Here is a 23,895-nt window from a genome sequence, read left to right as displayed (position 1 = left end):
GTGCGCCTTGTTGACTGTTTCATCCCCTTCATGGCCTATGTGCGCCACTTCCAGGGCCAGCCCTCGGCAAGCGCGGCATCGGTCAAGGAGCAGCTCGACAGCCTGCTTTCCGACGCCCGCCGCAAGGCCCAGGAAGCCGGCATCGCCGAGGCCGATACGATGAGCGGCATGTTCGCCGTGGCCGCATGGGCCGACGAACTCCTGCTGGCCGCCGCCTGGCCGGGCGCCGAGGAATGGAAGCGCCTGCTGCTGCAAAAACGCTATTTCAACGTGTCCAGCGCCGGGGTTGAATTTTTCACCCGCCTCGAGGCCCTGGGCCCGCAGCAGCTGGCGGTGCGCGAGGTGTATTTCTTTTGCCTGGCCATGGGTTTTGCCGGGCGCTACGGCCATGACCGCAATCCCAAGACCCTGGAAGACATCAAGCAGGCCAGCCTGGCGCAACTGGTGCAAGGCGACGGCCTGTACGGCGATTCGGGCAAGGTGCTGTTTCCGCAGGCCTATGCCAGCGCCGGGCGCAAGGGCGGCAGGCAGCCGGGTGAGGGTCGTTGGCGCTGGCGCGTCTCCTCGCTCACGCTCAGCGTGCTGTTGGCGCCGCTGGCCGTGCTGGCCGTGCTCTACGGCATCTATCACCTGATCATCTGGCAGACGGCCAGCTCCATCATGGCGCAGATCAAATGAAGGCGCTGGGTAGCATCGTCCTCTGGCTGCTGGCCCTCGCGGTGCTGGCGCTGCTGAGCTGGGGCCTGGCCCTTTACATGGAGTGGCCGCTGTGGGCGGCCGTGGCGGTGTTTTTTGGGGTGCTGGGGCTGTACCTGCTGGTGCGCTTCATCATCCGCCTGGTGCAGGTCTACCGCTCGCGCAGCCGCATGGCGCAGCTGTCATCGGCCGGCCAGGACAAGGTGGCCAAGCAGGCTTCGCCGCGCGCGGTGCTGATCCGCAAATGGAAGACCGCCGCCGCCACGCTGCGCGCCTCCAGCCTCAAGCGCTTCGGCAACCCGCTTTACGTGCTGCCCTGGTACATGGTGGTGGGCCGCTCGGGCACCGGCAAGACCACGGCGCTGACGCGCACGCGCCTGTCCTCGTCGATCCAGAAGGTCAGCCAGAGTGCGCGCATCGAGCAGACCTCGAACTACGACTGGTGGTATTTCGACCGCGCCGTGGTCATCGATTGCGCCGGGCGCTACGTCGAGGCGGCCGACCTCGAGCAGGACCGCAGCGAATGGGAACTGGGCCTGGACCTGCTGGCCAAGTACCGCGGCAAGGAGGGGCTCAATGGCCTGGTGCTGGCCATCAGCACCGAGCGCCTGTCCCATCCCGACAAGGACGCGCTGCTGGAAGAAGGCCGCGTGGTGCGCGAGCGCATCGAGCAGCTCATACGCCTGTTCGGCAAGCGTTTCCCGGTCTATGTGATGGTCACGCAGTGCGACCGCATTTACGGCATGGAAGAGTGGGCCCGCCAGCTCAGCGAAAAATCGCTGGAGCAGGCCATGGGCTACCTGGCCGAGCCGGACGCCGGCGAGCCCGGCGAGAACCAGTTCCTCGACAAGGCCTTCGGCAACATCCATGAGCGGCTGCAGGTGCTGCGCACCGTGCTGGTGGCGCGCGGCACTCCGGTCGCGCCCGAGCTGCTGCTGTTTCCCAACGAGCTGGCCCAGCTCAAGCCCGGCCTGGAAGTCTTCCTGCGCGCCTGCTTCGGCGACAGCGCGTACCTTGAGACGCCCTTCTTGCGCGGCCTGTTCTTCAGCAGCGGCCTGCAGCAGGGCGGCGCCGTCTCCAGCCTGCTGGGCCAGGTGCTGCCGCCGGTGCCGCCGCATCCCAGCGCCAACGCGGGGCTGTTCCTGCATGATTTTTTCGGGCGGGTGCTGCCGCAGGACCGCGGCATTTCGTTGCCGGCCTCGCTGCGCAACCCCTGGCGCACCGCTACGCAAAACCTCGGCATGCTGGCCTGGGTGCTGCTCAGCGTCGCGGCGGCGATCTTTATCACCATCGGTTTCCTGGACAACATGCAGACGCTCTCGCTGCTGCAGGAAAAAGACCGCCTGAGCATACGTTTTACCGGCAACCTGGACGAGGACACGACCACGCTGGAGCGCTTGAGCGACACCATCTCCCTGGTCGAGCGCCGTAACGAAAGCTGGAAAAGCCAATGGATGGTGGAGACCACCAACATGGACGATCTTGAGGAGCGCCTCAAGAGCAGCTACACCGGTAATTTCCGCCGCTACATCCTGCCGACCACCGACGCCAACTACCAGGAAGACTCCGAGCGCATCCTGAAGGACGACCCGAACCACGAGTTCGCGCGCATGATGCGCAACCTGGTGCGCTACATCAACCTGCTGCAGGCGCACGAGCGTGGTGCCGACCGCCAGGCGCTGCTCGCCATGCCGCAGCGCCAGCACATCTCGCGCTACACCCCCGAGCTCTACACGCGCCTGAACGACCTCTATATCTCCAACATCGCCTGGTCGGCGCCCACCGACCCCTATGTGCCGGTGCGCCTGCGTTTTGAGCAGCAGCTGCTCAATCGCCTGGCCTTTCACGACCCCAACCTGAGCTGGCTGGCCGACCTGCCTGACACCAACCCGCTGCACAAGCCTGTGACGGTGCAGGATTTCTGGGTGGGCACCAGCCCGGCCCGCACGCCCGCGGCCGGGCTGGCGCTACCGGTGGTGCCTGCGGCCTTCACCAACCCGGGCAAGAAGGAAATCGACAGCTTCCTCGCGGAGATGGAAAAAAGCATAGACGACGGCCCCAAGTTCCTCGCGCAGCGCAGCGCCTTCGAGGCCTGGTACAAGGAGAACCGCATCCAGGCCTGGCAGAAGTTCGCCACCGGTTTTTCGGGTACCGAACGCACGCTGTCGGGCGAAGCCGAATGGCGCGCCGCCATGGGCCTGATCACCAGCGCGCGCAGCCCCTACTTCCGCGTGATGGACAGGCTCAACGAGGAGTTCGGCGACCAGCCCGCCGCCCAGCTGCCGAGCTGGCTGCGCCTGTCGCGCGAGCTGGCCGAGCTGCGCCGGCAGGCCGCGCGCTCCGGCACCGCGGGCGAGGCGCTCAATGTGGTGGGCGCCATCAACAACGTGGGCGGCAAGGCCATGAAGGAAGTCCTGGGCGGCGCGCCCAAGCTCGGCCAGGACACCATCAAGAACAACCTGGACGCGGCGGCCACGCTGCAGAAGTTCTTCAAGGACCTCAACGCCGTGGCCACCGACGTGGTGGTGGGGCCGGCCAAGGCCTACCAGGCGGCGGTGGATTTCCATGGCTTTTCCACCGACCCGGCCGTCAAGGCCTCGGCCCTGCAGTCCACGGCCGACAGCCTGGTCCAGCTGCGCAGGCAGGTGGGCTACAACAGCCCCAGCGATGAAATCGTCTGGCAGCTCATGGGCGGGCCGCTGCGTTTCGTGCTGGCCTACACCGAGGAGCAGGCCTCCTGCAGCCTGCAGGCCGAATGGGCCTCCAAGGTGGACTGGCCGCTGCAGACCGCGCCCAACATGACGGCCATGGTGGACCAGCTCTACGGCGCCAAGGGCACCGTATGGGCCTTCGCCGACGGCCCGGCCAAGCCCTTTTTGCAGCGCGACGCCAACCGCTTCGCCATCGTGCAGACCCTGGGCTACAGCGTGCCCTTCACGCGCCAGTTCCTGCCCATGCTGAACGACGCGGCGGGCAAGCGCGTGGAGCAGCTGGTGACGCAGCAGCGCGCCGAACAGCAGGAGCAGACCGACAAGCTCGCGGGGCAGAAGGAGCAGCTGCAGGCGCAGCAGGCCATGGCCCAGATAGACCGCGCGCTGGCCGACATCAAGCAGAAGGTCGAAGCCCTCAAGGCCCAGGCCCAGCAGCTCACCATCACCGCGCAGCCCACCAGCGTCAACCCCGGCGCCAAGGCTAAGCCCTTTGTGACGGTGCTGGCCATCCAGTGCGCCTCCGGCGCGCGCGTGCTCAACAACTACAACTTCCCGGTGAGCGACAGCTTCCCGCTGGGCGACCGCCAGTGCGGCGACGTCACGCTGCAGATCAAGATCGAGGACGTGGTGCTCACCAAGAAGTATCCCGGCTCCAGCGGCGTCGTGCGCTTCCTGCAGGACTTCCGCGACGGCGCGCGCCAGTTCAACGTCGACGAGTTCCCGGCGGCGCGCGCGCGGCTGGACGCGCTGGGCGTGCGCCAGGTCGGCTTGCGCTACAACTTCGAGGGCCAGGATGCCATCCTCAAGGCGGCGCAGCAGCTCGAGCAGCTCGAGCGCCAGGAAAAAGACAAGACGGCCGAGAAGCAGCGCCTGCAGGACGCGCAGTTCGCGCGCGAGGAACGCGGCATCCAGGCCAAACTCTCCAACGCCACCGCCGTGCCGGCCATCGAGGTCTCGCTGCCCAAGCAGATCGGCGTGTGCTGGGACACCCGCATGACGCCGCACAAGCCGCAGGACACCCAGGCCTTGTTCAAGGAGCTGGCCGCGGCGCAGTTGCAGCAGGGCGCGCCGGCGGGAACAACGCCACCGGTTGCTCCGGCGCGCTAAGAGTTGCCGGAGAAATCTATCCGCAGATTACGCAGATTTCCGCAGATTAAAGGCAAGGAATTTGTACGAGGGACTTCACGCCGGTTTCCATTTGCTGGTCACATGACCTTGCACCGCGGCTGTTTTCATCTGTGTAAATCTGCGTAATCTGCGGATATGAATTTTCTGTAGAGCGACGCTCAGGTCACCAGCTTCACCGCCGTCGCCGCATCCAAGGCCACAATGCGCGCCAGCAGCGCATCGGCCGCGTCCCGGTCTTCCTCGTTGCGCGCCATCACGCCGTAGGCGACCTGCAGGCCGTCCAGTGCCATGGCCGGGTCCCAGGCGCCTAGCTGGTGGCGGTCTATGGCTTCCACCACGGCTTGCGCGAAAGCCTTGAGGGCCGCGCCCGGGCGGTGTTGCAGCAGCAGTTCGCACAAACGGATCTGCAGCAGCAACTGGTCGCGCGCCGTGGGCTGCAGCGCGAGCTGCTCTTGCAGGCAGGCCGCGGCGCTCGCGAGGTCGTCGTTGGCCGCCAGCGCGCGCGCATTGCCGATGGCGGCCGTGACCGCATCGCTCGCGCGGCCGCCGGCCGCCGGTCCGCCGCCGGCCGTCACGCCGGGCAGCAGTGTGGCCAGCCAGTCCAGAGTGTCGCTCGCGGCAAAAGGCATGCCGCTGGAGAAAGTGAGTTTTTCAAGGCCCGGCAGCCGCGCGAGCAGGCGTGCCGTCTCGTTGCAAACTTCCTGGCGCGCGGCCGCATAGCCGCTGCCCATGCGCCCGAGCGCCGCGGCGCAGACGCCGTTGAGGTCCAGCCAGAAGGGGAAGGCCGCCAGCTGGGCTTCGGCAAAGGCCACGAGTTCGGCGTCCGACTGGCTGTCTTTCAGCCGGGCCAGCGCGTCGCTCACCTGCGAAATCGGCGGCGCGATGCGGGTCTGGCCGCCGTCGGCCGGCGGCAGGGCCTCGAGCGTCGACCAGGCCGCCGTGCGGTTCAGGCGGTAAGACAGGGGATTGCTGCTGTCGTTGGCGAGAAACCATTCGGCCAGGCTGCCCAGGCGCGAGCAGGCTTCCTCGAGTGCGCGCTCGACGTTGTCGGCCGAGTCCAGTAGCAGCGTGGCCGGTGGGGGGCCGGCGGCCGCCGCAGGCGAAGGTGAGGGCGCGGCAGCGGCCTCCACGGGAGCGGGCTCTTCGGCGGGTTTTTCCTCGATCACGGTCAGGCTGCCGACCAGGGTCAGCAGCGCGCGCATGGAGGGCGCCTCGCTGTCCTTGTCGGCCAGCAACGTGTCCATGGCCTGCAGGCTGGCCGTCAGGCGTGACACGAGTTCGGCCTCCTGCGGCGGCAGCGCGCCCCAGTCGGTTTCGGTGGCGCGCTGCTGTACGCGGTCTATCAGCCACTGCAGCGCGTTGCGCCGGCCGCGCATGCGCTTGAGCCCCGGGTACAGCGTATCCCAATAGCTTTGCAGCATGTCGGCCAGCACCTTGAGGCCGTCGGCCAGGCCGTAGAGGCCACGCGTCTCCAGCAGGCCGCCGGCCAGGTAGCAGGCCACCAGCAGGTCCTTGCCCTTGGTCGACAACAGCTCGACGGACCACTGGTTGACCTTGTTCCAGTCCATGGTCACGCTGTGCACCGGGCTGGCCAGCTTGGCGACCTCGGCCTCCAGCAGCTCGAAGGCGGGCTCCTCGCGCACTTCGTTGCCGGTGGGCTGCGGCCCGGCGATGGGCTGTTTGCCGAGTTCGGTGATCAGGTCAGTGGTCATAAAAATTCACAAGGGGTCGCAAAAAATGCCATGAAGAAGAAAGGAGAAAGAACCGGCAGGCTCATTCCCACAGCGCTTCCACCTCGGCATTGAGAAAGTAGCCCACGCCGCGCTCGGTGCACAGCAGCTTGGGATTTTTCGCGTCGGCCTCAAGCTTGCGGCGCAGCCGCAGTATCTGCACGTCGATGGCGCGGTCATAGATGTCGTCGAAGGCGCGCGTGCGCTCCAGCAACTGCTCGCGCGAGATGATGCGCCCGGGCGTGCCGAGGAACACCGCCAGCAGGTTGAACTCGGCATTGGTCAGCGACACCGGCTTGCCCTCGGGCGAGGTCAGGCGGCGCGTGTTGAGGTTCAGGCCCCAGGCTGCGAAGCGGTAGGCGCGCGGGTGCTTGCCGCGCGTGACGGGCACCTGCACGCCGCTGTGACTGGGGCGCTCGCCGGCCGGCTCGCCCGCCGCGGCCGCGCCGCCGGCGCGGCGCGTCACCGCACGTATGCGGGCCAGCACCTCGCGCAGCGAAAACGGCTTGGTGATGTAGTCGTCGGCACCCAGCTCCAGGCCCATGACGCGGTCGGCTTCTTCAAGCCTGCCCGTCAGGCAGATGATGGCGATGTTGGCCTCGGCGCGCCATTTGCGCGCCAGGTCTATACCGTCGCCGTCGGGCAGGTTCAGGTCCAGCAGCACCAGGCTGTAGTCCTGCCTGGCGACGGCCTGCACCGCTTCCGTCGCCGTGCCCACGCCCGTCACCGAAAGGCCGTGGCCCGTCAGGTAGTCGATCAGGAGCTTGCGCAGGGCGTCGTCATCGTCGACGACCAGGATGGCCAGGGGTTGTTTGGGCTGCGTCATGGCTGGAGATTGCCTTCTTTGCCTTCTTCTTCGTCAACATCGCCGTCACGCCGGGCGGGCGGGGCATCGGAGCGTCCGGTCGCCATTTTGACGGCCTGGCGCAGTGCCGCGCCGTCAAAGGGCCCGCTTATGGTAACCACGCCGGCTTCCTGCGTGATGAGGGCTTCGCCGCCCGTATCCCCTGTGCTGCCGCAGCGCAGTAGCGGCAGGCCGGTGGGCTGGCGCAGCGCGGCCTGCAGGTTGTCACTTGCGGCCGGCGAATCCAGCCACACCAGCAGCTCGGCATGTTCCTCCAGTCCCTGCAGTCCTTGCGGCCCGCCGGCGAGGGCGGCCGGGTCGTAGCCGGCCGGCTCAAAACCCAGCGCGGCCAGCGCGTCTTCGGTGCGCTCGCGCGCCTGGGCATCCTGCGCGACGACCAGCACCGTTTCGCCCTGGCCCAGCGGCGGTGGCGGCGCGACCAGGGGCAACTGCGCCGCGTCCTGTTCGGCCAGCAGCGGCAGCATCAGGCAAAAGCGCGTGCGCTCGCCGCGGCCGGTCCAGACCGCCACACCGCCGGCGTGATCGGCGGCCACGCCCGCGACGATGGCCAGGCCCAGCCCGGTGCCATGGCCTTTGCCATGGCCCTTGCCGCCCTGCGAGGAGCGCGAGGAAAAGAAGGGGTCGAACAGCTGGTGCACATGCGCCGGCGCGACGCCGCTGCCGTCGTCCAGCACATCCAGCCAGGCGCAGTCCCGCTCCAGCATGTCGCCGACGCCGGTGTCCGCCTCGCGCGCATAACCTGCCGGCAACTGGCCGGCCGATGCCGTCAGGCGCAGCTCGACCCGGCCCGCCGCCGCCTGCGAGGCGTTGCGCAGCAGGTTCAGGATGGCGCGGGTCAACTGGCCGCGGTGCACCCGCACCGGCACCGGCGCCAGCGGCACGCGGACCGTCAGCCGCACGCCGGGCGGCAGCAAGGGGCTAGCCAGCGCCACCGCTTCGGAGACCAGGTCGCGCAGGTCGCTGGCCTGGCGCGTGCGCGCGCCGCGCCGCCCGGCCAGCAGGATTTGCTCCGTCAGGTCCTTGCCGCGCGCCACGGCAGCCGCCACCTCGCCCAGCGGGGCGCGCACCGGCAGGCCGGCTTTTTCGCGCTCCACCGCCAGCTCGGCATAACCGCCGACCGCACCCAGGATGTTGTTGAAATCGTGCGCGATGCCGCCGGTCAGAAAGCCCATGGTTTCAAAGCGCCGGGCGCGCTCCAGGCGCAGGTTGAGTTTTTGCCGCTCGCTGACCGCGATGCCGACAAAGAAGGACAGCACCGCCATGCCCGCCAGGTCCACCTGCAGCTCCCAGGTGCCTTCCTCGCCGCCGCGGGCCGGGCTGTAGGGCCCGTAGCCCGCCACGGCCAGGCCTATGCCCACGCCGGCCGCCGCCAGCACGCCCAGCGAGGCCGAGCGCAGGCCGCCGGCGATGGCCGCCCAGACCAGCACCAGCGACAGCAGGGCGCGCAGCACTTCCTCCGGAAAGCGCGGCAGCAGGGCCGCGGCGGCCATCAAGGCCGCGGCGAGCACGGCGGTCGCGACGGCCACCGGCTTGTCGCCGGGCGAAGCGTCGGCGCTGGCCTGGCGCGAGCACCAGGCCAGCAGGGCCGGCAGCAGCACCAGCACGGCCAGGCCGTTGCCGACCAGCAGGACGCGCCATTCCTCCAGCCACTCGGTGTGCTTGGTCACCGCGCCTATGGTGGCGCCCAGGGCCGCCACCAGGCTGGTGGCCAGCAGCGGCAGCAGGAACATGAAGCGCGCGAGCTTGCGGGTACTGTCGATGTCGCCTTTTTCGCAAACCAGGCGCTGCCCCAGGAAGGCATACAGCGCCACCTCGAACACATTGAGCAGCGCGAAGGCCGCGTCGGCGCCCACGGACAGCGGGTCGGCGTCGCCGACCAGCATCATGGACAGGAATATCGCGACCAGGAACACCGGCCAGCGCCGGTAGGGCAGGTTCCACAGCAGGGCCGCGCCCACCGCCGGCGCGGGCCAGATGATGGCGGCCAGCGTGTCGGGGCGCGAGGTGTAGGCGGCCGGCGTGGACAGAATGGCATAGACAAAGGCCAGCAGCACGGCCAGCAGCGCCAGCCGGAAGGGATTGGCCGGGTCGTCCAGGGCCGGCATGGCGAGCATGCCGCCCGGGCCTGCCGTGCCTTTCGCCGGGCTCACGGGGGCGAGCTCGGCGTGCGCGTTGCGTTGCATCTGCGGGTCCTGCATTTTTTTGGTGCCTGTGCATGGATGCCGCCGCGGGTGTCCGGCGTCCATGCACGGGTGTCGCCCTCCGGGGAAGCGTCCAGTGTACGCAATTGGCGCTAGGGCCTGTTAATGCTATTTATGCAAGATGCGTTGCGAGTCAAAAAGGCCTTGAGCAAGGCGCAAAACGCAGGCGGGGTAGACCCCGTCAAGGCTTTGCAACGCCGCGCAGGGCCTTTTTGATCGCAACCCGCAGGGAATGGGGTGAAAACGGCGCCACTCGGCGTTGCGCTCCTAGCCCAGACGCCCAGTCTGGGCGTCGTCGCGCGCCTTGATTGGCACCGTTTTCACCCCATTCGCATTTGCATCAATAGCGTTAGCAGGCCCTAACCGGGCACCCGATTTCGTCAGCCCCGCGCAACATTCGCGCCATGGCCCCGGCGCGTGCGCCCGCGGCGGCCACCGGGGCGTGTGAACTGGCCCTAAACTCGGCTCCATGGACTCCCCCCCAACGATACGGCCGGCCCAGAGCGTCGCCGACCTCTCGCGCGAGGAGTGGGTGGAGATGCGGCTGATCCACACCTTCATGCGTTATGCCCGTCCGGCATTGCATTCCGCGCTGGTGCTGATCGTGGTCATGGTGGTCATTCTTTATCACCGCGTCGACACGCCGGCCCTGGGTCTGTGGGCCGCGGCCGCGGCGGCCGTGACCGTGGTGCGCTACGGCGTCATCAACATCTACCAGCGCACCTTGGCCGGCGTCAGCGGCCCGCCCCTGCGCGCCTTCATGGCCAAGTACGGCTGGACCTGGTCGGCCAGCGCCCTGGTCTGGGGTGCGTCCATGTTTGTGTACTTCCTGCGCGCGCCGGTGTACGACCAGTTCCTCTGCATGGTCGTGCTGGTGGGCATGGCCGGTTTCGCGGTGGGCACGTTTTCGTCCTGGCTGCCTTGCTTCAAGAATTATGTGAACGGCCTGGGAATTTCGGTCGTGGCCGCGCTGCTCTATCAGCTGGTCATGGAGCGCGGGCTGCCCTCCAGCTTCAATACCTACGGCATGCTGGCGCTGGTGCTCATTTACTGGGCCGTGATCCGCATCTCGGGCCAGCGCTTTCACGAGGTGCAGCGCATCAACCTCGAGCTGCAGTACGACAACTCCATGCTGATCAAGTCCCTGACCGAGCAGAGCCGGGCGGCCCTGGAGGCGGTGGAAATCAAGAACCGCTTCATCGCCAGCGCCGCCCACGACCTGCGCCAGCCGGTGCATGCCCTGGACCTGTACGCCGGCTGGCTGGCGGCCGAGCCCGAGTTCGTCGAACAGATCACGCCCAAGATCGTGCGCTCCACCAAAGCCGTCAACGACCTGTTCAACTCCCTGTTCGACCTGGCCGGGCTGGAAACCGACCCGCTCAGGGTCAACCTGCAGGACGTGGAACTGGCCGGGCTGCTGCAGGACCTGGAGGCGCAGTACGCCCCCTTCGCGCGCGAACGCGGCCTGCGGCTCAGGATGCGCGCGGCGCCAGGCAAGGTCAGGTCCGACCCGGTGCTGCTGCAGCGCCTGGTCGGCAACCTGCTGTCCAACGCTTTGCGCAACACCCACCGCGGCGGCGTGCTGATAGCCGTGCGGCGGCGCGGCGGCGTGCCCCGCATCGAGATCTGGGACACCGGCGTGGGCATTGCCAGGGAGCACCAGCAGGCGATCTTCCAGGAGTTCTACCGGATCCCGCTGCAAGGCACCGAAGAGGGCTTCGGCCTGGGGCTGGCCATTGTGTCTCGCCTCAGCGCGGCGCTGGGGCATCCGGTGGGGTTGGCTTCCCGGGCTGGGCGGGGGAGTGTTTTTTGGGTTGAGCTTCGGGGGTAGGGGCGGGTCTTGCGCCGGCGGCGCGCTGCTGTCTCACCGTTCGGGCTGAGCTTGTCGAAGCCTTGCTTGTTCTTGCCGTGCGCTCGCTGCTAAGGCTTGCTGGCCGGGGGTTGCCCGGCGGCAACTTACTTTTCTTTTGCTTCGCCAAAAGCAAAGTAAGCAAAAGAAAAGGCGACCCTGGTGTCTGCGTCCCTTCGCTTCGCTACGGGCAGCCTGTGGTGCTCGGTCCAGCCGGGGTCAAAAACAACTCGCCTGCGGCTCAAACAAGTTTTTGCCCTGATCCGTCTGGCCCTGCGCTCCTCGGCGCATCCACAAGGGGTGGGGAAGGAATACCGAACAGCCGGATACCAATACCCAATACCGGGTGCATGAAGAAAAAAGGACACGCTTGCGTGTCCTTTTTGTTTAGAGCAGGCCCTGGGTTCTGGCCAGGTGGCTCGCCTGCGAGCGGCTCTTGACGTTGAGGCGGCGGAACAGGCGCCACAGGTGCACTTTCACCGTGTGCTCGCTGATCTGCAGTTCTTCGGCGATGTCGCGGTTGCTCATGCCCTTGTCCAGCATCACCAGCAGCTGTTTTTGCCGCTTGGAGAGTTTTTCGGTCGGGGTGCTGGGTTCCGGGTCCAGGTCTTCGCTGAGGAAGACGCGCAGCACGTTGGAGATCTCCGTGGCGCCGGCGGACTTTTGGATGTAGGCATCCGCGCCCGCCTCGATGGAGAGGTCCTCGTAGTCCTGGGCCGGGGCGGCCGACAGCACCACCAGCGGCACGCTGGGAAATTGCTGCTTGAGCTCGCGCACGCCGGAGACACCGTTGGTGTCGGGCAGGCGCAAGTCCAGGCAGATGAGTTCGGGAATGCCTTGCTCCTGCACGGCGGGCATGACGGCGGCGAGCCGGTCCAGCTCGGTCACGGTGGCCTTGCTGCTCAGGCGGCGGATCAACATGACAACCGCTTCCCGCATGAGCGGATGGTCATCTATTACGAAAATACTCATTAAGTCAAATGTGAAGAATTGTTCCTATTAGCCAGTGAGCATAACTGCTGTATGTCAACTTTGGGGCATAAATAAACAGGCAATTGCGGTATTTTTTCAGAACGCTGCTCCAAAAAAACAACAACAAGCTCAGTCGGCGAAAAACCGCAAAACCGCCGTCAACTCGTCCTCGGTGACGCCTGGCAAGGCCTGGGCCTGTCCCGGCAGCGCCTCCAGGCCGTCTTTTTGCAGTGCGGCAATGGCCAGCGCGGCCTCGCGGGGCGACTCGAAACCCCGGCTTTGCAGCAGCAGCCGGGCGTCGGCATCCTGCAGCTTGAAATAAAAGAGGCCGTCCTTTTCGCGGTACTGCTTGAAAGCCGGCGTGGCGCTTTTGGCCGCCTTGGCCTTGCCGGCGGCGGCCGGGAGGCTATCCAGCTTGCGCAGGCCCACGGCGCGCCGCAGCTCGGCCATGAAGGGCGTGGCCTCGGCGCGGGCCTTGCGCGCGCCGGCCTGCAGGATGGCCTCTATCCGGCCCGGGTCGGCCATCAGCGCGTGGTAGCGCTCGCGCATGGGGGCGATCTCGCGGTCTATGCGCTCGAACAGCATCTGCTTGGCGTCACCCCAGGCGATGCCCTCGGCGTAAGCCTTGCGTAACGCTTCGGTCTCCTCGGCGCTGGCAAAAGCCTGGTAGATCTGGAACAGCGCCGAGCCCTCGGCCTCCTTGGGCTCGCCCGGCGCGCGCGAGTCGGTGACGATGCCGGCGATCAGCTTGCGCATCTGCTCGCGCGGCGTGAACAGCGGGATGGTGTTGTCGTAGCTCTTGCTCATCTTGCGCCCGTCCAGGCCGGGCAGCAGGGCGACCGAGTCCTCGATCACCGCCTCGGGCAGCACCAGGTGCTCGCCGTAGAGGTGGTTGTAGCGCTGGGCCATGTCGCGCGCCATTTCCAGGTGCTGGGCCTGATCGCGCCCCACCGGCACCTTGTGCGTCTTGAACAGCAGGATGTCCGCGCCCATGAGCACCGGGTACATGAAGAGCCCCGCGGTCACGTCGGCGTCCGGGTCGTTGCCGGCCGCCTCGTTCTTGTCGACCGCGGCCTTGTAGGCATGGGCGCGGTTGAGCACGCCCTTGCCGGTCACGCAGGTCAGCAGCCAGGTCAGCTCGGGGATCTCGGGGATGTCGGACTGGCGGTAGAAGGTCACACGCTCCGGGTCAAGCCCGGCGGCCAGCCAGCTCGCGGCGATTTCCAGCGTGGATTGCTGGATGCGCGCCGGCTCGTCGCATTTGATCAGCGCGTGGTAGTCGGCCAGGAAATAAAAGCTGCGCACATCGTCGCGAAAACTGGCTTGCACCGAGGGCCGGATGGAACCGACAAAATTGCCCAGGTGGGGCGTGCCGGTGGTGGTGATACCGGTCAGGAAGCGGGTGGGGGACGGGGAGGTCATAGCAGTCTTGGGGGCAGGGAAATGGTGAGGTTGAACAGGTCCAGCAGGCCGTAACCCAGCACGACCAGAGGCCAGAGCCAGTAGGCACTGACGACGCCGAGGATGACAAGCCCCATGACGATGAAAAAGCCCCAGGGTTCGAGGCGCGCGACAAACTGCGCCTGCTTCCAGGGCAGCAGGCCAACCAGGATGCGCCCGCCGTCCAGCGGCGGGAATGGAAACAGGTTGAAAGCCCACATCACGAGGTTCACGAGCACGCCGGCCTGGCACATCACGAGGAAGAAAGGCTCGCCCATGCCGGCCCCGACGAGCAGCGCGTACAGCACGGCCCACATGATCACCTGGATGAAATTGGCGGCGGGACCCGCGAGGGCGACCCAGATCATGTCGCGTTTGGGCTTGCGCAGGTTGCCGAAATTGACGGGAACCGGCTTGGCATAACCGAACAGAAAGGTGCCCGAGGTCGCGAAGTACAGCAGCAAGGGCATCAGGATGGTGCCCACAGGGTCTATGTGCTTGACGGGGTTCAGGGTCACGCGGCCCATCATGTAAGCCGTGTTGTCACCAAAGTGACGCGCGACATAGCCATGCGCGGCCTCATGCACCGTGATGGCGAACAGCACCGGCAGCGCGTAGATGGCGACGGTTTGAATCAGGTTGGCGATATCCATTTCCGGATTGTCGCATTGTGCCCCCACGCTTTTCACTTCGCCTTCGGCTCCGTGTAATGCGCGAGGCCTTGCAGGCCGCGGCTCGCGAGACGCTTCGCCTCTGTCGCCCGTCCAAGCCTGCGCAGGCAGGCTTGGAGCCGCGGGCTCCAGCCCCTCGGGGGGCGCTGCGCCTGCGGCCCGGCAAAGCCGGTTCCGCGGCCCCTGCTTGAAAAGGGGAGCCTGGCGCGTTAAAGGCCCAGTGCAGCCAGCTCGCCGCGGCCCTGGCGCACCACGACGGGCTCACCGCCTTCGCCCATGGGCGTGAGGTCTATCACCGTGGTGGCTTCCTGGTGGCAGGCGCCGGCGTCTATCACGGCGGCCAGTTCATGCTCGAGCAGGCCGCGTATCTCGTGCGCGTCGTTGAGCGGCTCGCCGCCGCCGCGCGGGATCAGGGTGGTGGCCAGCAGCGGCGCGCCGTGCAGCTCCAGCAGTGCCTGCAGCACCTTGTGCTCGGGCACGCGCAGGCCTATGGTCTTGCGCGAAGGATGGCTCACGCGGCGCGGCACTTCCTTGCTGGCTTCAAGGATGAAGGTGTAGGGCCCCGGCGTCGCGGCTTTCAGCAGGCGGAACTGCTTGTTGTCCACGCGCGCGTAATTGGCCAGTTCGCTGAGGTCGCGGCACAGCAGGGTCAGGTGGTGCTTGTCGTCCACCCCGCGTATGCGGCGCAGGCTGTCGGCCGCAGCCTTGTCGTCAAGGTGGCAGACCAGCGCATAACTCGAATCGGTAGGCACGGCCGCGATGCCGCCGCGCTCCAGCAGGGCCACCGCCTGCTTGAGCAGCCGGGTATGCGGGTTCTCGGGGTGGACTTCAAAAAACTGGGCCATGGTGCGCTTCTTTCGCCTCCGGATTCAGGATTCGACGGGTTCTATCAGCACGCGGCTCTGGCGCACCGCGAGCCAGGCGCCCGTCGCGCCGCAAACGGCGATCATCACCATGCCCAGCATGGACCAGCGGTCCGGCACATGCGAGAACGCAATCCAGCCGCCCAGCATCGCAAAGCCGATCTGCGCATAGAGGAAGGGCGTGAGCGTGGACACCGGCGCGCGGCCGTAGGCCAGGATCATCATGAAATGGCCGACCGTGCCCATCAAGCCCATCAGCGCCAGGCTGGCCCACAGCGTCCAGGAGTCCAGCGCGGTCCAGACAAAGGGCAGGGCCAGCGAGGCGGCCAGCGTGCCCACCCAGCCGGTGTAGAAATGCATGGTGAAAGGGTCTTCGGTGCGCGCCAGCCGGCTGGTCAGGATCTGGAACCAGGCATTGCAGATCACCAGGCCCAGCGGCAGCAGCATGGCCCAGTTGAAGTCGTCACCGTCGGGCCGGATGATGATGAGGGTACCGGCAAAGCCGCCCACCACCAGCGCCCAGCGCAGCCAGGACACGCGCTCTCCCAGGGTCAGCGAGGCCAGCAGGGTGATGACCAGCGGCGTGATCATCACGATGGCGGTGAACTCGCCCACCGGCATGTGCCTGAGGCTGTAGAACGCAAAAAGGCTGGTGAGCAGCAGCAGCAGGCCGCGCAGCAGCTGGAATTTCGGGTGCGCGGTGCGCAGCACCGACAGCCCGCGCGAGGGCAGCACCGCCAGGGTGGTGGCCACGGCCTGGAAGGCATAACGGAACCACAGCGCCATCAGCAGCGGCACGCTGGTGGAAATAATCTTGGTGGTGGTGTCCAGCACCGCGAAACAGGCGACGGCGGCCACCAGGAGTGCGATGCCGGCCGGGGCGCGGGAGGTATTGCTCGCGGGGCCCGCCATCACTGGATGCGGTCCGCCAGCAGTTCCCAGACCGGCGTCAGTTCGCCGGGCAGGAAGGGCAGGGTGCCCAGGTCGGTGTGGCTCTCGTCGGGGCTGTGAAAGTCGCTGCCGCGCGAGGCGGCCAGGCCGAATTCTTTCGCCGTTTCTGCGTACTTGAGGTATTCCTGGGGCGTGTGGCTGCCGGTGACGACCTCCACGCCGCGCCCGCCGTGGGACTTGAACTCGGTGAACAAGGCGTATTCCTCGTTGGGGGTGAACTTGTAGCGGCCCGGGTGGGCGATCACCGCGACGCCCTGGGCCTGGGTGATCCAGGTCACCGCGTCGCGCAGCGTAGCCCAGCGGTGCGGCACATAGCCGGGCTTGCCTTCGGTCAGGTATTTGCGAAAGACTTCATTGGTTTCGCGGCACACGCCGCTTTCGACCAGAAAGCGCGCGAAGTGCGTGCGCGAGATCAGCTCGGGGTTGCCGACGAACTTCAGCGCGCCTTCATAAGCGCCCTTGATGCCGACCTTGGCCAGCGAGTCCGACATTTCCATGGCGCGCTGCTCGCGCCCGCCGCGCGTGTTGCGCAGGCCTTGCATGATGTCGGGGTTGTCGGCGTCAAAACCCAGGCCCACGATGTGCACCGTCTGCCCGGCGAAGGTGACCGAGACCTCGGTGCCCGTCAGGTAGTGCATGCCCTGGGCCTTGGCGGCCGCCGCGGCGCGCTGCTGGCCGCCGATTTCGTCGTGGTCGGTCAGGGCCCAGAGTTCCACCCCGTTGGCCTTGGCCCGTTCCGCCAACGCTTCCGGCGTCAGCGTGCCGTCCGATACCACAGAGTGGCAATGCAGGTCGGCATTCAGGATGTTTTGGGGGGTCACAGGGCCATTTTAGGCCTTCTGCTTCTGCAGTGCAGTGCGCGCTCACATATCCTTTCGCGGCTGTGCACCTGCTGGGCAATCCTGCGCCTTCCCCAGAGGGGGAAGGGGGGCTTTTTACAAGCCCAGGGCCGTCAGCTCCGGCGAAAGGTTTTCCCAGGGTACGTCAAAGCCCGGCTTGCCGCGCTGCGGCGGCGGTGCATGGCTGCGCAAGGCCCAGTGCGCGCCGGCCAGCACGCTGTCGATGAGCGGCACGCCCAGCCCGGGCTGCAGCGCCGCGGCCATGCCGGCCAGGCCCGCGCCGCCCAGAATCACCGCCTGCGCGCCCAGCTGGCGCACCGCGTCGCGGCAGGCCTGGGCCAGCAGGGTGCGCGCGGCGGCCGGGTCGGCGGCCAGCTGCGCGCCGGTCGGTGCGACGGTATGGATGCCGGCCAGCGAAGGCGCGTGGCCCAGCACCTGGGCCAGGCGCTGCAGCATGGGGCCCCAGCGCTCGCCCCCGGTGACGATGGCAAAGCGGCCGTGGCGCGCCGCCTCGATGAAAGCCGCCTCGGCCAGGCCGGTGACCGGCACCGGGCTGCTTTCGCGCAGCGCCAGCAGGCCGGGGTCGCCAAAGCAGCCGATCAGCACCGCGTCGGGTGCCGCGCCGGGCACCGCGAGCGCGGCCGCCCAGGCGTCCAGCGCGGCATGCGCGGCCACCGCGTAGCTGGCCTCGTCCGAAATATAGGGCGCGCCGAAACGCGCGGTGACGGTGCTGACCTGCACATGCAGCCCGGCGGCCGCCTGCACATGGGTTTGCAGCAGTTCGCTGACCGAGGCCGAGGTATTCGGGTTAATGACCAAAAGTCTGCGCATGCGGGTGCGCCCTACACCGTGCCTGAAAAGAGGCTGGACAGGTCGGGCGCCTCGCCCGCCGGTGGCGTGAACTGCAGCTGCGACTCCAGGCGCGTCAGGTGCTCGCGCATGTGGCGCGCCGCTTCCCGCGCGTCGCGCAGGCGTATGGCGTCCAGCAGCACGCGGTGTTCGCGGCAGCGGCAGGCGGCGGCGCCGTCACGGCGGTCTTCGCGCATGTCCCCCAGGGCCGTGCCGTAAGTCATCAGGATCAGCGAGGTGCGCGAGGTCAGCTCGCGCAGGATGCGCCCCAGCGTCTGGTGGCCGGCGCGTTCGGCGATCTGCAGGTGGAAGTCGCCCGACAGCCGGATCGCGCGGTGCATGTCGCCGGCCAGCCGCGCGGCTTCCTCGTCGTCGATGCAGCGCTTGAGCTGGCGCATGTCGGCCTCGTCGGCCTTGGCGATGAACAGCTCCACCAGCGTGGGCTCTATCAGCCGGCGCACCTCGAAGACCTCGCGCGCCTCCTGTTCGGTAGGCTGGGCCACGGTGGCGCCGCGGTTGGGCACCAGCGTGACCACCTGCTCATTGGCCAGGCGCAGCAACACCGGGCGTATGCGCGTGCGCGACACGCCGAAGGCACCGGCCAGCTTGTCTTCCCCGAGTTTGGTGCCCGGCGGCAGGCGGTGGTCCAGGATGGCCGAGACCACGCGCTCATACATCTCGGTATCGGTCGGGGGCGCGGCGGGCGCCGCCGTGTTCGTCGCTGTCATCGCTGTCCTTTTTTCTGCCGCTTGCCCAGCCACCAGGCCAGGCCCACGGCCAGGGCCACCACCCCCAGCGACACCACGGTGGTGACGGTGCCCAGCGCGTAGATGGCCGGCGTGGTGACGGTGGTCGTCAGGCCCTGCAGTTCCAGCGGCAGTGTATTCACGTCGCCTATGGCCTGCGAGGTGCGGGCGATTTCGTCCCAGCTCAGGGTGAAGCCGAACATGCCTATGCCCACCACCGAGGGCGCGATCAGCGGCAGCACCACGTGGCGAAAGCCCTGCCACGGCGTGGCGCCCAGGTCGCGCGCGGCTTCCTCGTAGGCCGGGTTGAAGCGGTTGAACACCGCGAACATGATGAGCAGGCCGAAGGGCAGCGTCCAGGTCAGGTGCGCGCCCAGCGCCGAGGTAAAGAGGCCCAGCGCCGTGCCGTAGCCCTCCAGCGCGCTGTCCATGCCCAGCAGCTCCAGCAGCTTCTTGATGCCGCCGTCCAGCAGGCGGAACTCCAGGCCTATGCCCAGCGACACGATGATGGAGGGCATGATCAGGCTGGCCACCACCACAAAGAACAGGGTGTTGCCGCCCGCGAGCTTTTTGCGGAAAGCCAGGCCCGCGAGCACCGAGAACAGCACCGTGAAAGCCGTCACCGCCAGGCCCAGGCCCAGCGAGCGCTTGAGCGCCGCGCCTATGTCCACCACGCCCAGCCCCTCGGCCAGCTTGTGGAACCAGTGCAGCGAGACGCCGCGCAGCGGAAAGGTGAGCCCGCCTTCCGGGCCCTGGAAACTCAGCAGCACGATGATGAACATCGGCCCGTAGAGAAACAGCACGAACAGCGCAAAAAACGCGGCGAGGAACCAGAAACCGGGGCTGTGCCTGTCATTGCGCATTCAGAGCTCCTTGCGGATATCGACCAGCCGCGTCAAGGCCCAGATGATCATCAGCACCACGGCCAGCAGGATCACCGCATTGGCCGCCGCCAGCGGGAACTGCAGGTAAGACGTCTGCACCTGGATGACCTTGCCGATGGAGGCGATCTGCTGGCCGCCCATCACGCCTATCGTCACGAAGTCGCCCATCACGATGGTGAGCACAAAGATGGAGCCGATGATGATGCCGGTGCGCGACAGCGGCACGATGACGTTCCACAGCGTCTGCCAGGCTGAGGCGCCGCTGTCATTGGCCGCCTCGATCAGGCTGCGGTCTATGCGCATCATGGAGTTGAAGATGGGCACGATCATGAACATGGTGTACAGGTGCACAAAAGCCAGCACCACCGAAAAGTCCGAGAACAGCAGCCACTCGAGCGGCTGGTTCACCACGCCCATGCCCAGCAGGCTCTGGTTGACCAGGCCGTTGCGGCCCAGCAGCGGCACCCAGGAGATCATGCGGATCACGTTCGACGTCCAGAACGGGATGGTGCACAGCACGAAGAGCAGCGTCTGCGCGCCCTGCGAACGCACATGGAAGGCCAGGAAGTAGGACACGGTGAAACCGGTCACCAGCGTGATCAGCCAGACCAAGACGCTGAACTTGAAGGTCGACAGATAGGTCTTGAAGGTCACGCACAGGTCCGCGCCGCTGCCGCAGCCCTCAAAAATGGCGAAGTAATTCTTCAGCGTGAAGCCGGGCAGCAACTCGTACTCATTGAAGTCCCAGAAGCTCACCGTCAGCACCAGCGCCAGGGGAATCAGGAAGAACAGCACAAACACCGACGCCAGCGGCAGCGCCTGCCACCAGGCGGCAAGGCTGCGCCCCGGCGCCTTGGCCGGAGCGGAATGTGCAGTGATTGCCGGTGTACTCATGACGACCCGAAGTTAAAAATCCAATTCCAAACGCAAGCCTGTTCGCAGACAGCGCGGAACCGGCTTTGCCGGGCCGCAGCTGTCGTCCCCTGCAAGGGGGGAGGCCGCTACACGAAGTGAGCGACCACGGGGGTGTGCCAAATCCACGGCTTCGCCGGGCCGCAGCGGGCGTCCCCTGCAAGGGGAGAGGCCGCTACACGAAGTGAGCGGCAACAGGGGTGTGCCTACATCTAGGCCGCGACGAACTCATTCCATTTCTGGACCATGTAGTTGTTCTCATCCATGACCGCATTCCAGCAGGCGATGCCGCCCATGCGCGCCTCGTAGCTGCCGCCGTCGCGCACCGCGCCGGCCTTGGCCAGCACGTCGCCGGTGGGGCTCTTGATGTCCTGCGAGGCGGGCTTGCCTTCCATCCAGTAGGCCCACTCATAGGCTTCCATCTTGGCCTTGGCGGTTTCCAGCACGGCGCTGTAATAGCCCTGGCGGTTCAGGTAGGCGCCGGCCCAGCCGTCGAGGAACCAGTTGATGAATTCATAGGCGCCGTCCAGCTTCTTGCCCGAGAGCGTGGCGGGCAGGCCGAAGCCGGCGGCCCAGGCGCGGTAGCCTTCCTTGAGCGGCTGGAAGTTGCAGGCGATGCCCTTGGTGCGCACGGCCGTCACGGCGGGGCTCCACATCGACTGGATCACCACCTCGCCCGAAGCCATCAGGTTGACCGATTCGTTGAAGTCCTTCCACAGCGCGCGGAACTGGCCGGCCTTCTTGGCCTCGATCAGCGTGGCGATCGTGAGGTCGATCTCCTTTTTGGTCATGTTGCCCTTGTCCGGGTATTTGTAGATGCCCTTGGCTTCCACCACCATGGCCGCGTCCATGATGCCGATGGAAGGGATGTTCAGGATCGCGGCCTTGCCCTTGAACTCGGGGTTCAGCAGCTCGGCCCAGGAATTGATGGGGCGCTTGATGAGGTCGGGGCGTATGCCCAGCGTGTCGGCGTTGTACACCGTGGGGATCAGCGACATGAACTGCGTCGGGCTCTTGGCGAAGACCTTGCTCTTTTCGCCCTCCAGGTAGATCACCTTCTTGGGCGCCGTGCCCTGGTCGCCCACGGCCTTGCCGGCCACGGTGCCGGTGGTGAACAGCGTGGTGATCTTGTCGGCGTTCTTGATCTTTTTGGTGTCTATGCCCTTCAAGTTGCCGGTGGGCACGATCTTCTTGAGCGAGAAGTACTCGGTGTCTATCAGGTCGAAGCTGTTGGGCGCGGTCACCGCGCGTTTGGTCACGTCGTCGGTGGTGACGGCCACGTACTGGATGGTGATGCCGGTGTCGGCCTTGAATTTTTCGGCGATCGCCTTGTCCTGGTTCACCGCGGTGCCCAGGTAGCGCAACACGATTTTTTCCTGCGCATGCACGGCCGGGAACATCCCCGTGGCCAGGATGCCCGCCGTGCCCTTGAGCAGGGCGCGGCGCGGCAGGCCGCCCGCGGGGGCGCCGTCGGCGATGGTTTGCGGGTCTTTTGGGTCAGGAAGGGCGTCGGACATGGTGAAACTCCTGTGCTGGGGTGGAAATCTTCTTGCGAAGGGACGGTTGGAAAACGGTGGACAAAACAAGGGCGGTGTCAGGCCGGAGCCGCGGCGCGCAGCGTGTGCGCCGCCTCGGGCGCCCACGACAGCTGCACCGCGTCGCCGGGTGCATAGGGCCGGGCCGCGAAAGCCGCTTCGGGCAGCATCACCGACAGCTCGGCCGTGCTGCTGGCGCTCAGCGACACGCCCGGGTTCTGCAGGCCCAGCAGCACATAAGTGCCCTGGTATTCGACGTCGGTGACCACGGCGCGCCGGTTGTGCGGCGCGTCGGGCGCGGCCTCGCCGGCCGGCGTGATGCGCATGTGGTCGGTGCGCACGCCTATGCGGCCCGCCGGCGTGTCCAGCACGTTGTGCCCGCCCATGAAGCGCGCCACGAATTCGCTGGCGGGGCGGTTGTAGATCTCGTGGGGCGAGCCCTGCTGCTCGATGCGGCCGTGGTTCATCACCACCATGGTGTCGGCCAGCGCCATCGCTTCTTCCTGCGAATGGGTGACGTGGATAAAGGTCAGGCCCAGCTCTTTTTGCCAGCGGCGCAGCTCGGCGCGCATCTGGATGCGCAAAAACGGGTCCAGCGCCGACAACGGCTCATCCAGCAGCAGCACGCGCGGCTGGGTGATCAGCGCGCGCGCCAGCGCCACACGCTGTTGCTGTCCGCCCGAGAGTTCGGCCGGCTTGCGTTCGGCCAGGTGGCCCATGGCCACCCGCTCCAGCAGCTCCTGGGCCTGGCGCCGCCGCGCCGCCTTGTCCACCCCTTTCATCTTGAGGCTGAAGGCCACGTTGTCCAGCGCCGACAGGTGCGGGAACAGCGCGAAGCTCTGGAACATCATGGCCGTGCCCCGGCCGGCGGCCGGCAGGTCGGTGATGTTGCGGTTTTCCAGCAGGATGTCGCCGCTGGTGACCGACTCATGGCCCGCCATCATGCGCAGCGTCGTGCTTTTGCCGCAGCCCGAAGGTCCCAGCAGGCAGCAGTAGCTGCCGCCGGCAATGCGCAGGTGGATGCCGTCCACCGCTGGCCTGTCCTGCTGCGCATAGCGTTTGGTCAGCGCGATGGCTTCAATGGCGGCGGGCGCGGGGCTGGCAAGGGCGTTCATGCCGGCCTTGTGTGCAAGGCCTGTGCCAGCTTTGTATGCGATTTTTTAGAAGATTGTGTACAAAATGCCTGTTTCTGGTGCCCCGGTCGCCCCTGCGGGGTGCGAAGGCGGCCGGCCGCGGTGCGCGCCGTGGCGGCTGTGGCGGCTTCAGGGCGGTGCGGCATGGCCTACCATGCGTCCATCGCTGATGTCCAACGGAGCCGCCCCTTGATCACCCTGCACCACCTGAACAACTCCCGCTCGCAACGCATCCTCTGGCTCATGGAGGAGCTGGGCCTGCCCTATGAGATCCAGCGCTACCAGCGCGACCCCAAAACCATGCTCGCCCCGCCTTCGCTGCGTGCGGTGCACCCGCTCGGTAAATCGCCGGTCATCACTGACGGTGAACTCACACTGGCCGAATCGGGCGCCATCATCGATTACCTGGTGGGCCGTTACGGCGCCGGGCGGCTGGCGCCCCCGGCCGGCACGCCCGAGCACCTGCGCTACACCTACTGGCTGCACTACGCCGAAGGCTCGGCCATGCCGCCGCTCTTGCTCAAGCTGGTCTTCGACAAGATCGAGAATTCGCCCATGCCGTTTTTTGTGAAGCCGATTGCGCGCGGCATCGCCGGCAAGGTCAAGAAGACCTTTATCGAACCGCAGCTCAGGCAGCACCTGGACTTTCTTGAAATGTCATTGCCCCAGGGCGGCTGGTTTGCCGGCAAGGAGTTCAGCGGCGCCGACATCCAAATGAGCTTCCCGCTGGAAGCCGCCGCCGCGCGCGGCGGGCTCAACGAAAGCCGGCCGCGTTTAATGGACTTCCTCGCGCGCATACACGCCAGGCCCGCCTACCAGCGCGCGATAGAGCGCGGCGGCGAGTTCGAACTGCAGTGAGGTCCCCCTGCGCCTTCCCTCGCCAAGGGAAGGCGGGGAGGGCGGGGAGGAGGTGCCTCACC

Annotated in this window: 19 protein-coding genes; 4 read left to right on the top strand and 15 right to left on the bottom strand. The window is 66.9% G+C overall.

The features are described from left to right. Both ACEN8I_RS20160 and ACEN8I_RS20155 read left to right on the top strand, forming a co-directional pair. A complete protein-coding gene (locus ACEN8I_RS20160) occupies positions 1–678 on the top strand; it encodes a DotU family type IV/VI secretion system protein (RefSeq protein ID WP_413330412.1) in 678 nt (225 codons plus the stop codon). Further along, positions 675–4,514 carry a type VI secretion protein IcmF/TssM N-terminal domain-containing protein gene (locus ACEN8I_RS20155; protein WP_413330411.1) on the top strand — a complete coding sequence of 1,280 codons (3,840 nt, stop codon included), beginning with the start codon at positions 675–677 and terminating at the stop codon, positions 4,512–4,514. The genes ACEN8I_RS20160 and ACEN8I_RS20155 overlap by 4 nt, the downstream gene beginning before the upstream one ends. 179 nt (positions 4,515–4,693) lie before the next feature. Here ACEN8I_RS20155 and tssA read toward each other — a convergent pair whose 3' ends face one another. The 3 genes from tssA to ACEN8I_RS20140 form a co-directional block, all read right to left on the bottom strand. Continuing rightward, positions 4,694–6,247 carry a type VI secretion system protein TssA gene (tssA, locus tag ACEN8I_RS20150; RefSeq protein ID WP_413330410.1) on the bottom strand — a complete coding sequence of 518 codons (1,554 nt, stop codon included), beginning with the start codon at positions 6,245–6,247 and terminating at the stop codon, positions 4,694–4,696. 61 nt (positions 6,248–6,308) lie between these two features. After that, a complete protein-coding gene (locus tag ACEN8I_RS20145) occupies positions 6,309–7,091 on the bottom strand; it encodes a response regulator (RefSeq protein ID WP_007863276.1) in 783 nt (260 codons plus the stop codon). After that, on the bottom strand, positions 7,088–9,313 hold the full coding sequence (locus ACEN8I_RS20140; protein ID WP_413330409.1) for an MASE1 domain-containing protein: 2,226 nt from the start codon (positions 9,311–9,313) through the stop codon (positions 7,088–7,090). The genes ACEN8I_RS20145 and ACEN8I_RS20140 overlap by 4 nt, the downstream gene beginning before the upstream one ends. A gap of 487 nt (positions 9,314–9,800) precedes the next feature. Between ACEN8I_RS20140 and ACEN8I_RS20135 the strand changes: the two genes are divergently transcribed. Further along, a complete protein-coding gene (locus tag ACEN8I_RS20135; RefSeq protein WP_413330408.1) occupies positions 9,801–11,162 on the top strand; it encodes a sensor histidine kinase in 1,362 nt (453 codons plus the stop codon). 405 nt (positions 11,163–11,567) lie between these two features. On the opposite strand, the gene ACEN8I_RS20130 is transcribed toward ACEN8I_RS20135, so the two are convergent. From ACEN8I_RS20130 to ACEN8I_RS20075, 12 genes are all read right to left on the bottom strand, one after another. Next, positions 11,568–12,152 (bottom strand): LuxR C-terminal-related transcriptional regulator, encoded by a 585-nt coding sequence (locus tag ACEN8I_RS20130; RefSeq protein WP_413330407.1) that lies wholly within the window; start codon positions 12,150–12,152, stop codon positions 11,568–11,570. A 129-nt stretch (positions 12,153–12,281) separates the two neighbouring features. Then, complete coding sequence (locus ACEN8I_RS20125; RefSeq protein ID WP_413330406.1) at positions 12,282–13,574, bottom strand: tryptophan--tRNA ligase; 1,293 nt, start codon at positions 13,572–13,574, stop codon at positions 12,282–12,284. Then, on the bottom strand, positions 13,571–14,245 hold the full coding sequence (locus tag ACEN8I_RS20120) for a site-2 protease family protein (protein ID WP_413330405.1): 675 nt from the start codon (positions 14,243–14,245) through the stop codon (positions 13,571–13,573). The genes ACEN8I_RS20125 and ACEN8I_RS20120 overlap by 4 nt, the downstream gene beginning before the upstream one ends. A 227-nt stretch (positions 14,246–14,472) precedes the next feature. Further along, complete coding sequence (locus tag ACEN8I_RS20115; protein ID WP_007863293.1) at positions 14,473–15,108, bottom strand: L-threonylcarbamoyladenylate synthase; 636 nt, start codon at positions 15,106–15,108, stop codon at positions 14,473–14,475. Positions 15,109–15,132: 24 nt separating this feature from the next. After that, positions 15,133–16,038, bottom strand: coding sequence for a DMT family transporter (locus ACEN8I_RS20110; protein ID WP_413330404.1), 906 nt, complete (start codon positions 16,036–16,038; stop codon positions 15,133–15,135). Then, a complete protein-coding gene (locus ACEN8I_RS20105; RefSeq protein ID WP_413330403.1) occupies positions 16,038–16,898 on the bottom strand; it encodes a 3',5'-nucleoside bisphosphate phosphatase in 861 nt (286 codons plus the stop codon). The genes ACEN8I_RS20110 and ACEN8I_RS20105 overlap by 1 nt, the downstream gene beginning before the upstream one ends. A gap of 114 nt (positions 16,899–17,012) precedes the next feature. After that, positions 17,013–17,747 (bottom strand): aspartate/glutamate racemase family protein, encoded by a 735-nt coding sequence (locus tag ACEN8I_RS20100; protein ID WP_413330402.1) that lies wholly within the window; start codon positions 17,745–17,747, stop codon positions 17,013–17,015. 11 nt (positions 17,748–17,758) lie between these two features. Further along, positions 17,759–18,493 (bottom strand): GntR family transcriptional regulator, encoded by a 735-nt coding sequence (locus ACEN8I_RS20095; RefSeq protein WP_413330401.1) that lies wholly within the window; start codon positions 18,491–18,493, stop codon positions 17,759–17,761. Beyond that, positions 18,490–19,374: an ABC transporter permease gene (locus ACEN8I_RS20090; protein WP_413330400.1), complete on the bottom strand. Its 885-nt coding sequence runs from the start codon at positions 19,372–19,374 to the stop codon at positions 18,490–18,492. The genes ACEN8I_RS20095 and ACEN8I_RS20090 overlap by 4 nt, the downstream gene beginning before the upstream one ends. Next, positions 19,375–20,289 (bottom strand): ABC transporter permease, encoded by a 915-nt coding sequence (locus ACEN8I_RS20085; protein WP_413330399.1) that lies wholly within the window; start codon positions 20,287–20,289, stop codon positions 19,375–19,377. A 230-nt stretch (positions 20,290–20,519) separates the two neighbouring features. After that, the gene (locus ACEN8I_RS20080; protein WP_413330398.1) at positions 20,520–21,824 is read right to left on the bottom strand and encodes an ABC transporter substrate-binding protein; all 1,305 of its coding nucleotides are present in this window, start codon (positions 21,822–21,824) and stop codon (positions 20,520–20,522) included. Between the two features lie 77 nt (positions 21,825–21,901). Beyond that, a complete protein-coding gene (locus tag ACEN8I_RS20075) occupies positions 21,902–22,957 on the bottom strand; it encodes an ABC transporter ATP-binding protein (RefSeq protein ID WP_413330397.1) in 1,056 nt (351 codons plus the stop codon). A gap of 207 nt (positions 22,958–23,164) precedes the next feature. On the opposite strand from ACEN8I_RS20075, the gene ACEN8I_RS20070 reads away from it, so the two are divergent. After that, complete coding sequence (locus ACEN8I_RS20070) at positions 23,165–23,833, top strand: glutathione S-transferase (RefSeq protein WP_413330396.1); 669 nt, start codon at positions 23,165–23,167, stop codon at positions 23,831–23,833. The last annotated feature ends 62 nt before the right edge of the window (positions 23,834–23,895 follow it).

This window comes from Polaromonas sp. CT11-55, from assembly GCF_047303325.1.
Lineage (GTDB): Bacteria > Pseudomonadota > Gammaproteobacteria > Burkholderiales > Burkholderiaceae_C > Polaromonas.
The sequence above is the reverse complement of the archived record's forward strand: the minus strand, read 5'-3'. Positions and strand labels throughout refer to the sequence as shown.

Excerpts from the sequence above, each read along its gene's own strand:
- tssA (WP_413330410.1), bottom strand. The coding sequence starts at position 6,247 with ATGACCACTGACCTGATCACCGAACTCGGCAAACAGCCCATCGCCGGG.
- ACEN8I_RS20095 (WP_413330401.1), bottom strand. The coding sequence starts at position 18,493 with ATGACAGCGACGAACACGGCGGCGCCCGCCGCGCCCCCGACCGATACC.
- ACEN8I_RS20140 (WP_413330409.1), bottom strand. The coding sequence starts at position 9,313 with ATGCAACGCAACGCGCACGCCGAGCTCGCCCCCGTGAGCCCGGCGAAA.
- ACEN8I_RS20120 (WP_413330405.1), bottom strand. The coding sequence starts at position 14,245 with ATGGATATCGCCAACCTGATTCAAACCGTCGCCATCTACGCGCTGCCG.
- ACEN8I_RS20130 (WP_413330407.1), bottom strand. The coding sequence starts at position 12,152 with ATGAGTATTTTCGTAATAGATGACCATCCGCTCATGCGGGAAGCGGTT.
- ACEN8I_RS20085 (WP_413330399.1), bottom strand. The coding sequence starts at position 20,289 with ATGAGTACACCGGCAATCACTGCACATTCCGCTCCGGCCAAGGCGCCG.
- ACEN8I_RS20090 (WP_413330400.1), bottom strand. The coding sequence starts at position 19,374 with ATGCGCAATGACAGGCACAGCCCCGGTTTCTGGTTCCTCGCCGCGTTT.
- ACEN8I_RS20075 (WP_413330397.1), bottom strand. The coding sequence starts at position 22,957 with ATGAACGCCCTTGCCAGCCCCGCGCCCGCCGCCATTGAAGCCATCGCG.
- ACEN8I_RS20145 (WP_007863276.1), bottom strand. The coding sequence starts at position 7,091 with ATGACGCAGCCCAAACAACCCCTGGCCATCCTGGTCGTCGACGATGAC.
- ACEN8I_RS20135 (WP_413330408.1), top strand. The coding sequence starts at position 9,801 with ATGGACTCCCCCCCAACGATACGGCCGGCCCAGAGCGTCGCCGACCTC.
- ACEN8I_RS20100 (WP_413330402.1), bottom strand. The coding sequence starts at position 17,747 with ATGCGCAGACTTTTGGTCATTAACCCGAATACCTCGGCCTCGGTCAGC.
- ACEN8I_RS20110 (WP_413330404.1), bottom strand. The coding sequence starts at position 16,038 with ATGGCGGGCCCCGCGAGCAATACCTCCCGCGCCCCGGCCGGCATCGCA.
- ACEN8I_RS20080 (WP_413330398.1), bottom strand. The coding sequence starts at position 21,824 with ATGTCCGACGCCCTTCCTGACCCAAAAGACCCGCAAACCATCGCCGAC.
- ACEN8I_RS20115 (WP_007863293.1), bottom strand. The coding sequence starts at position 15,108 with ATGGCCCAGTTTTTTGAAGTCCACCCCGAGAACCCGCATACCCGGCTG.
- ACEN8I_RS20125 (WP_413330406.1), bottom strand. The coding sequence starts at position 13,574 with ATGACCTCCCCGTCCCCCACCCGCTTCCTGACCGGTATCACCACCACC.
- ACEN8I_RS20155 (WP_413330411.1), top strand. The coding sequence starts at position 675 with ATGAAGGCGCTGGGTAGCATCGTCCTCTGGCTGCTGGCCCTCGCGGTG.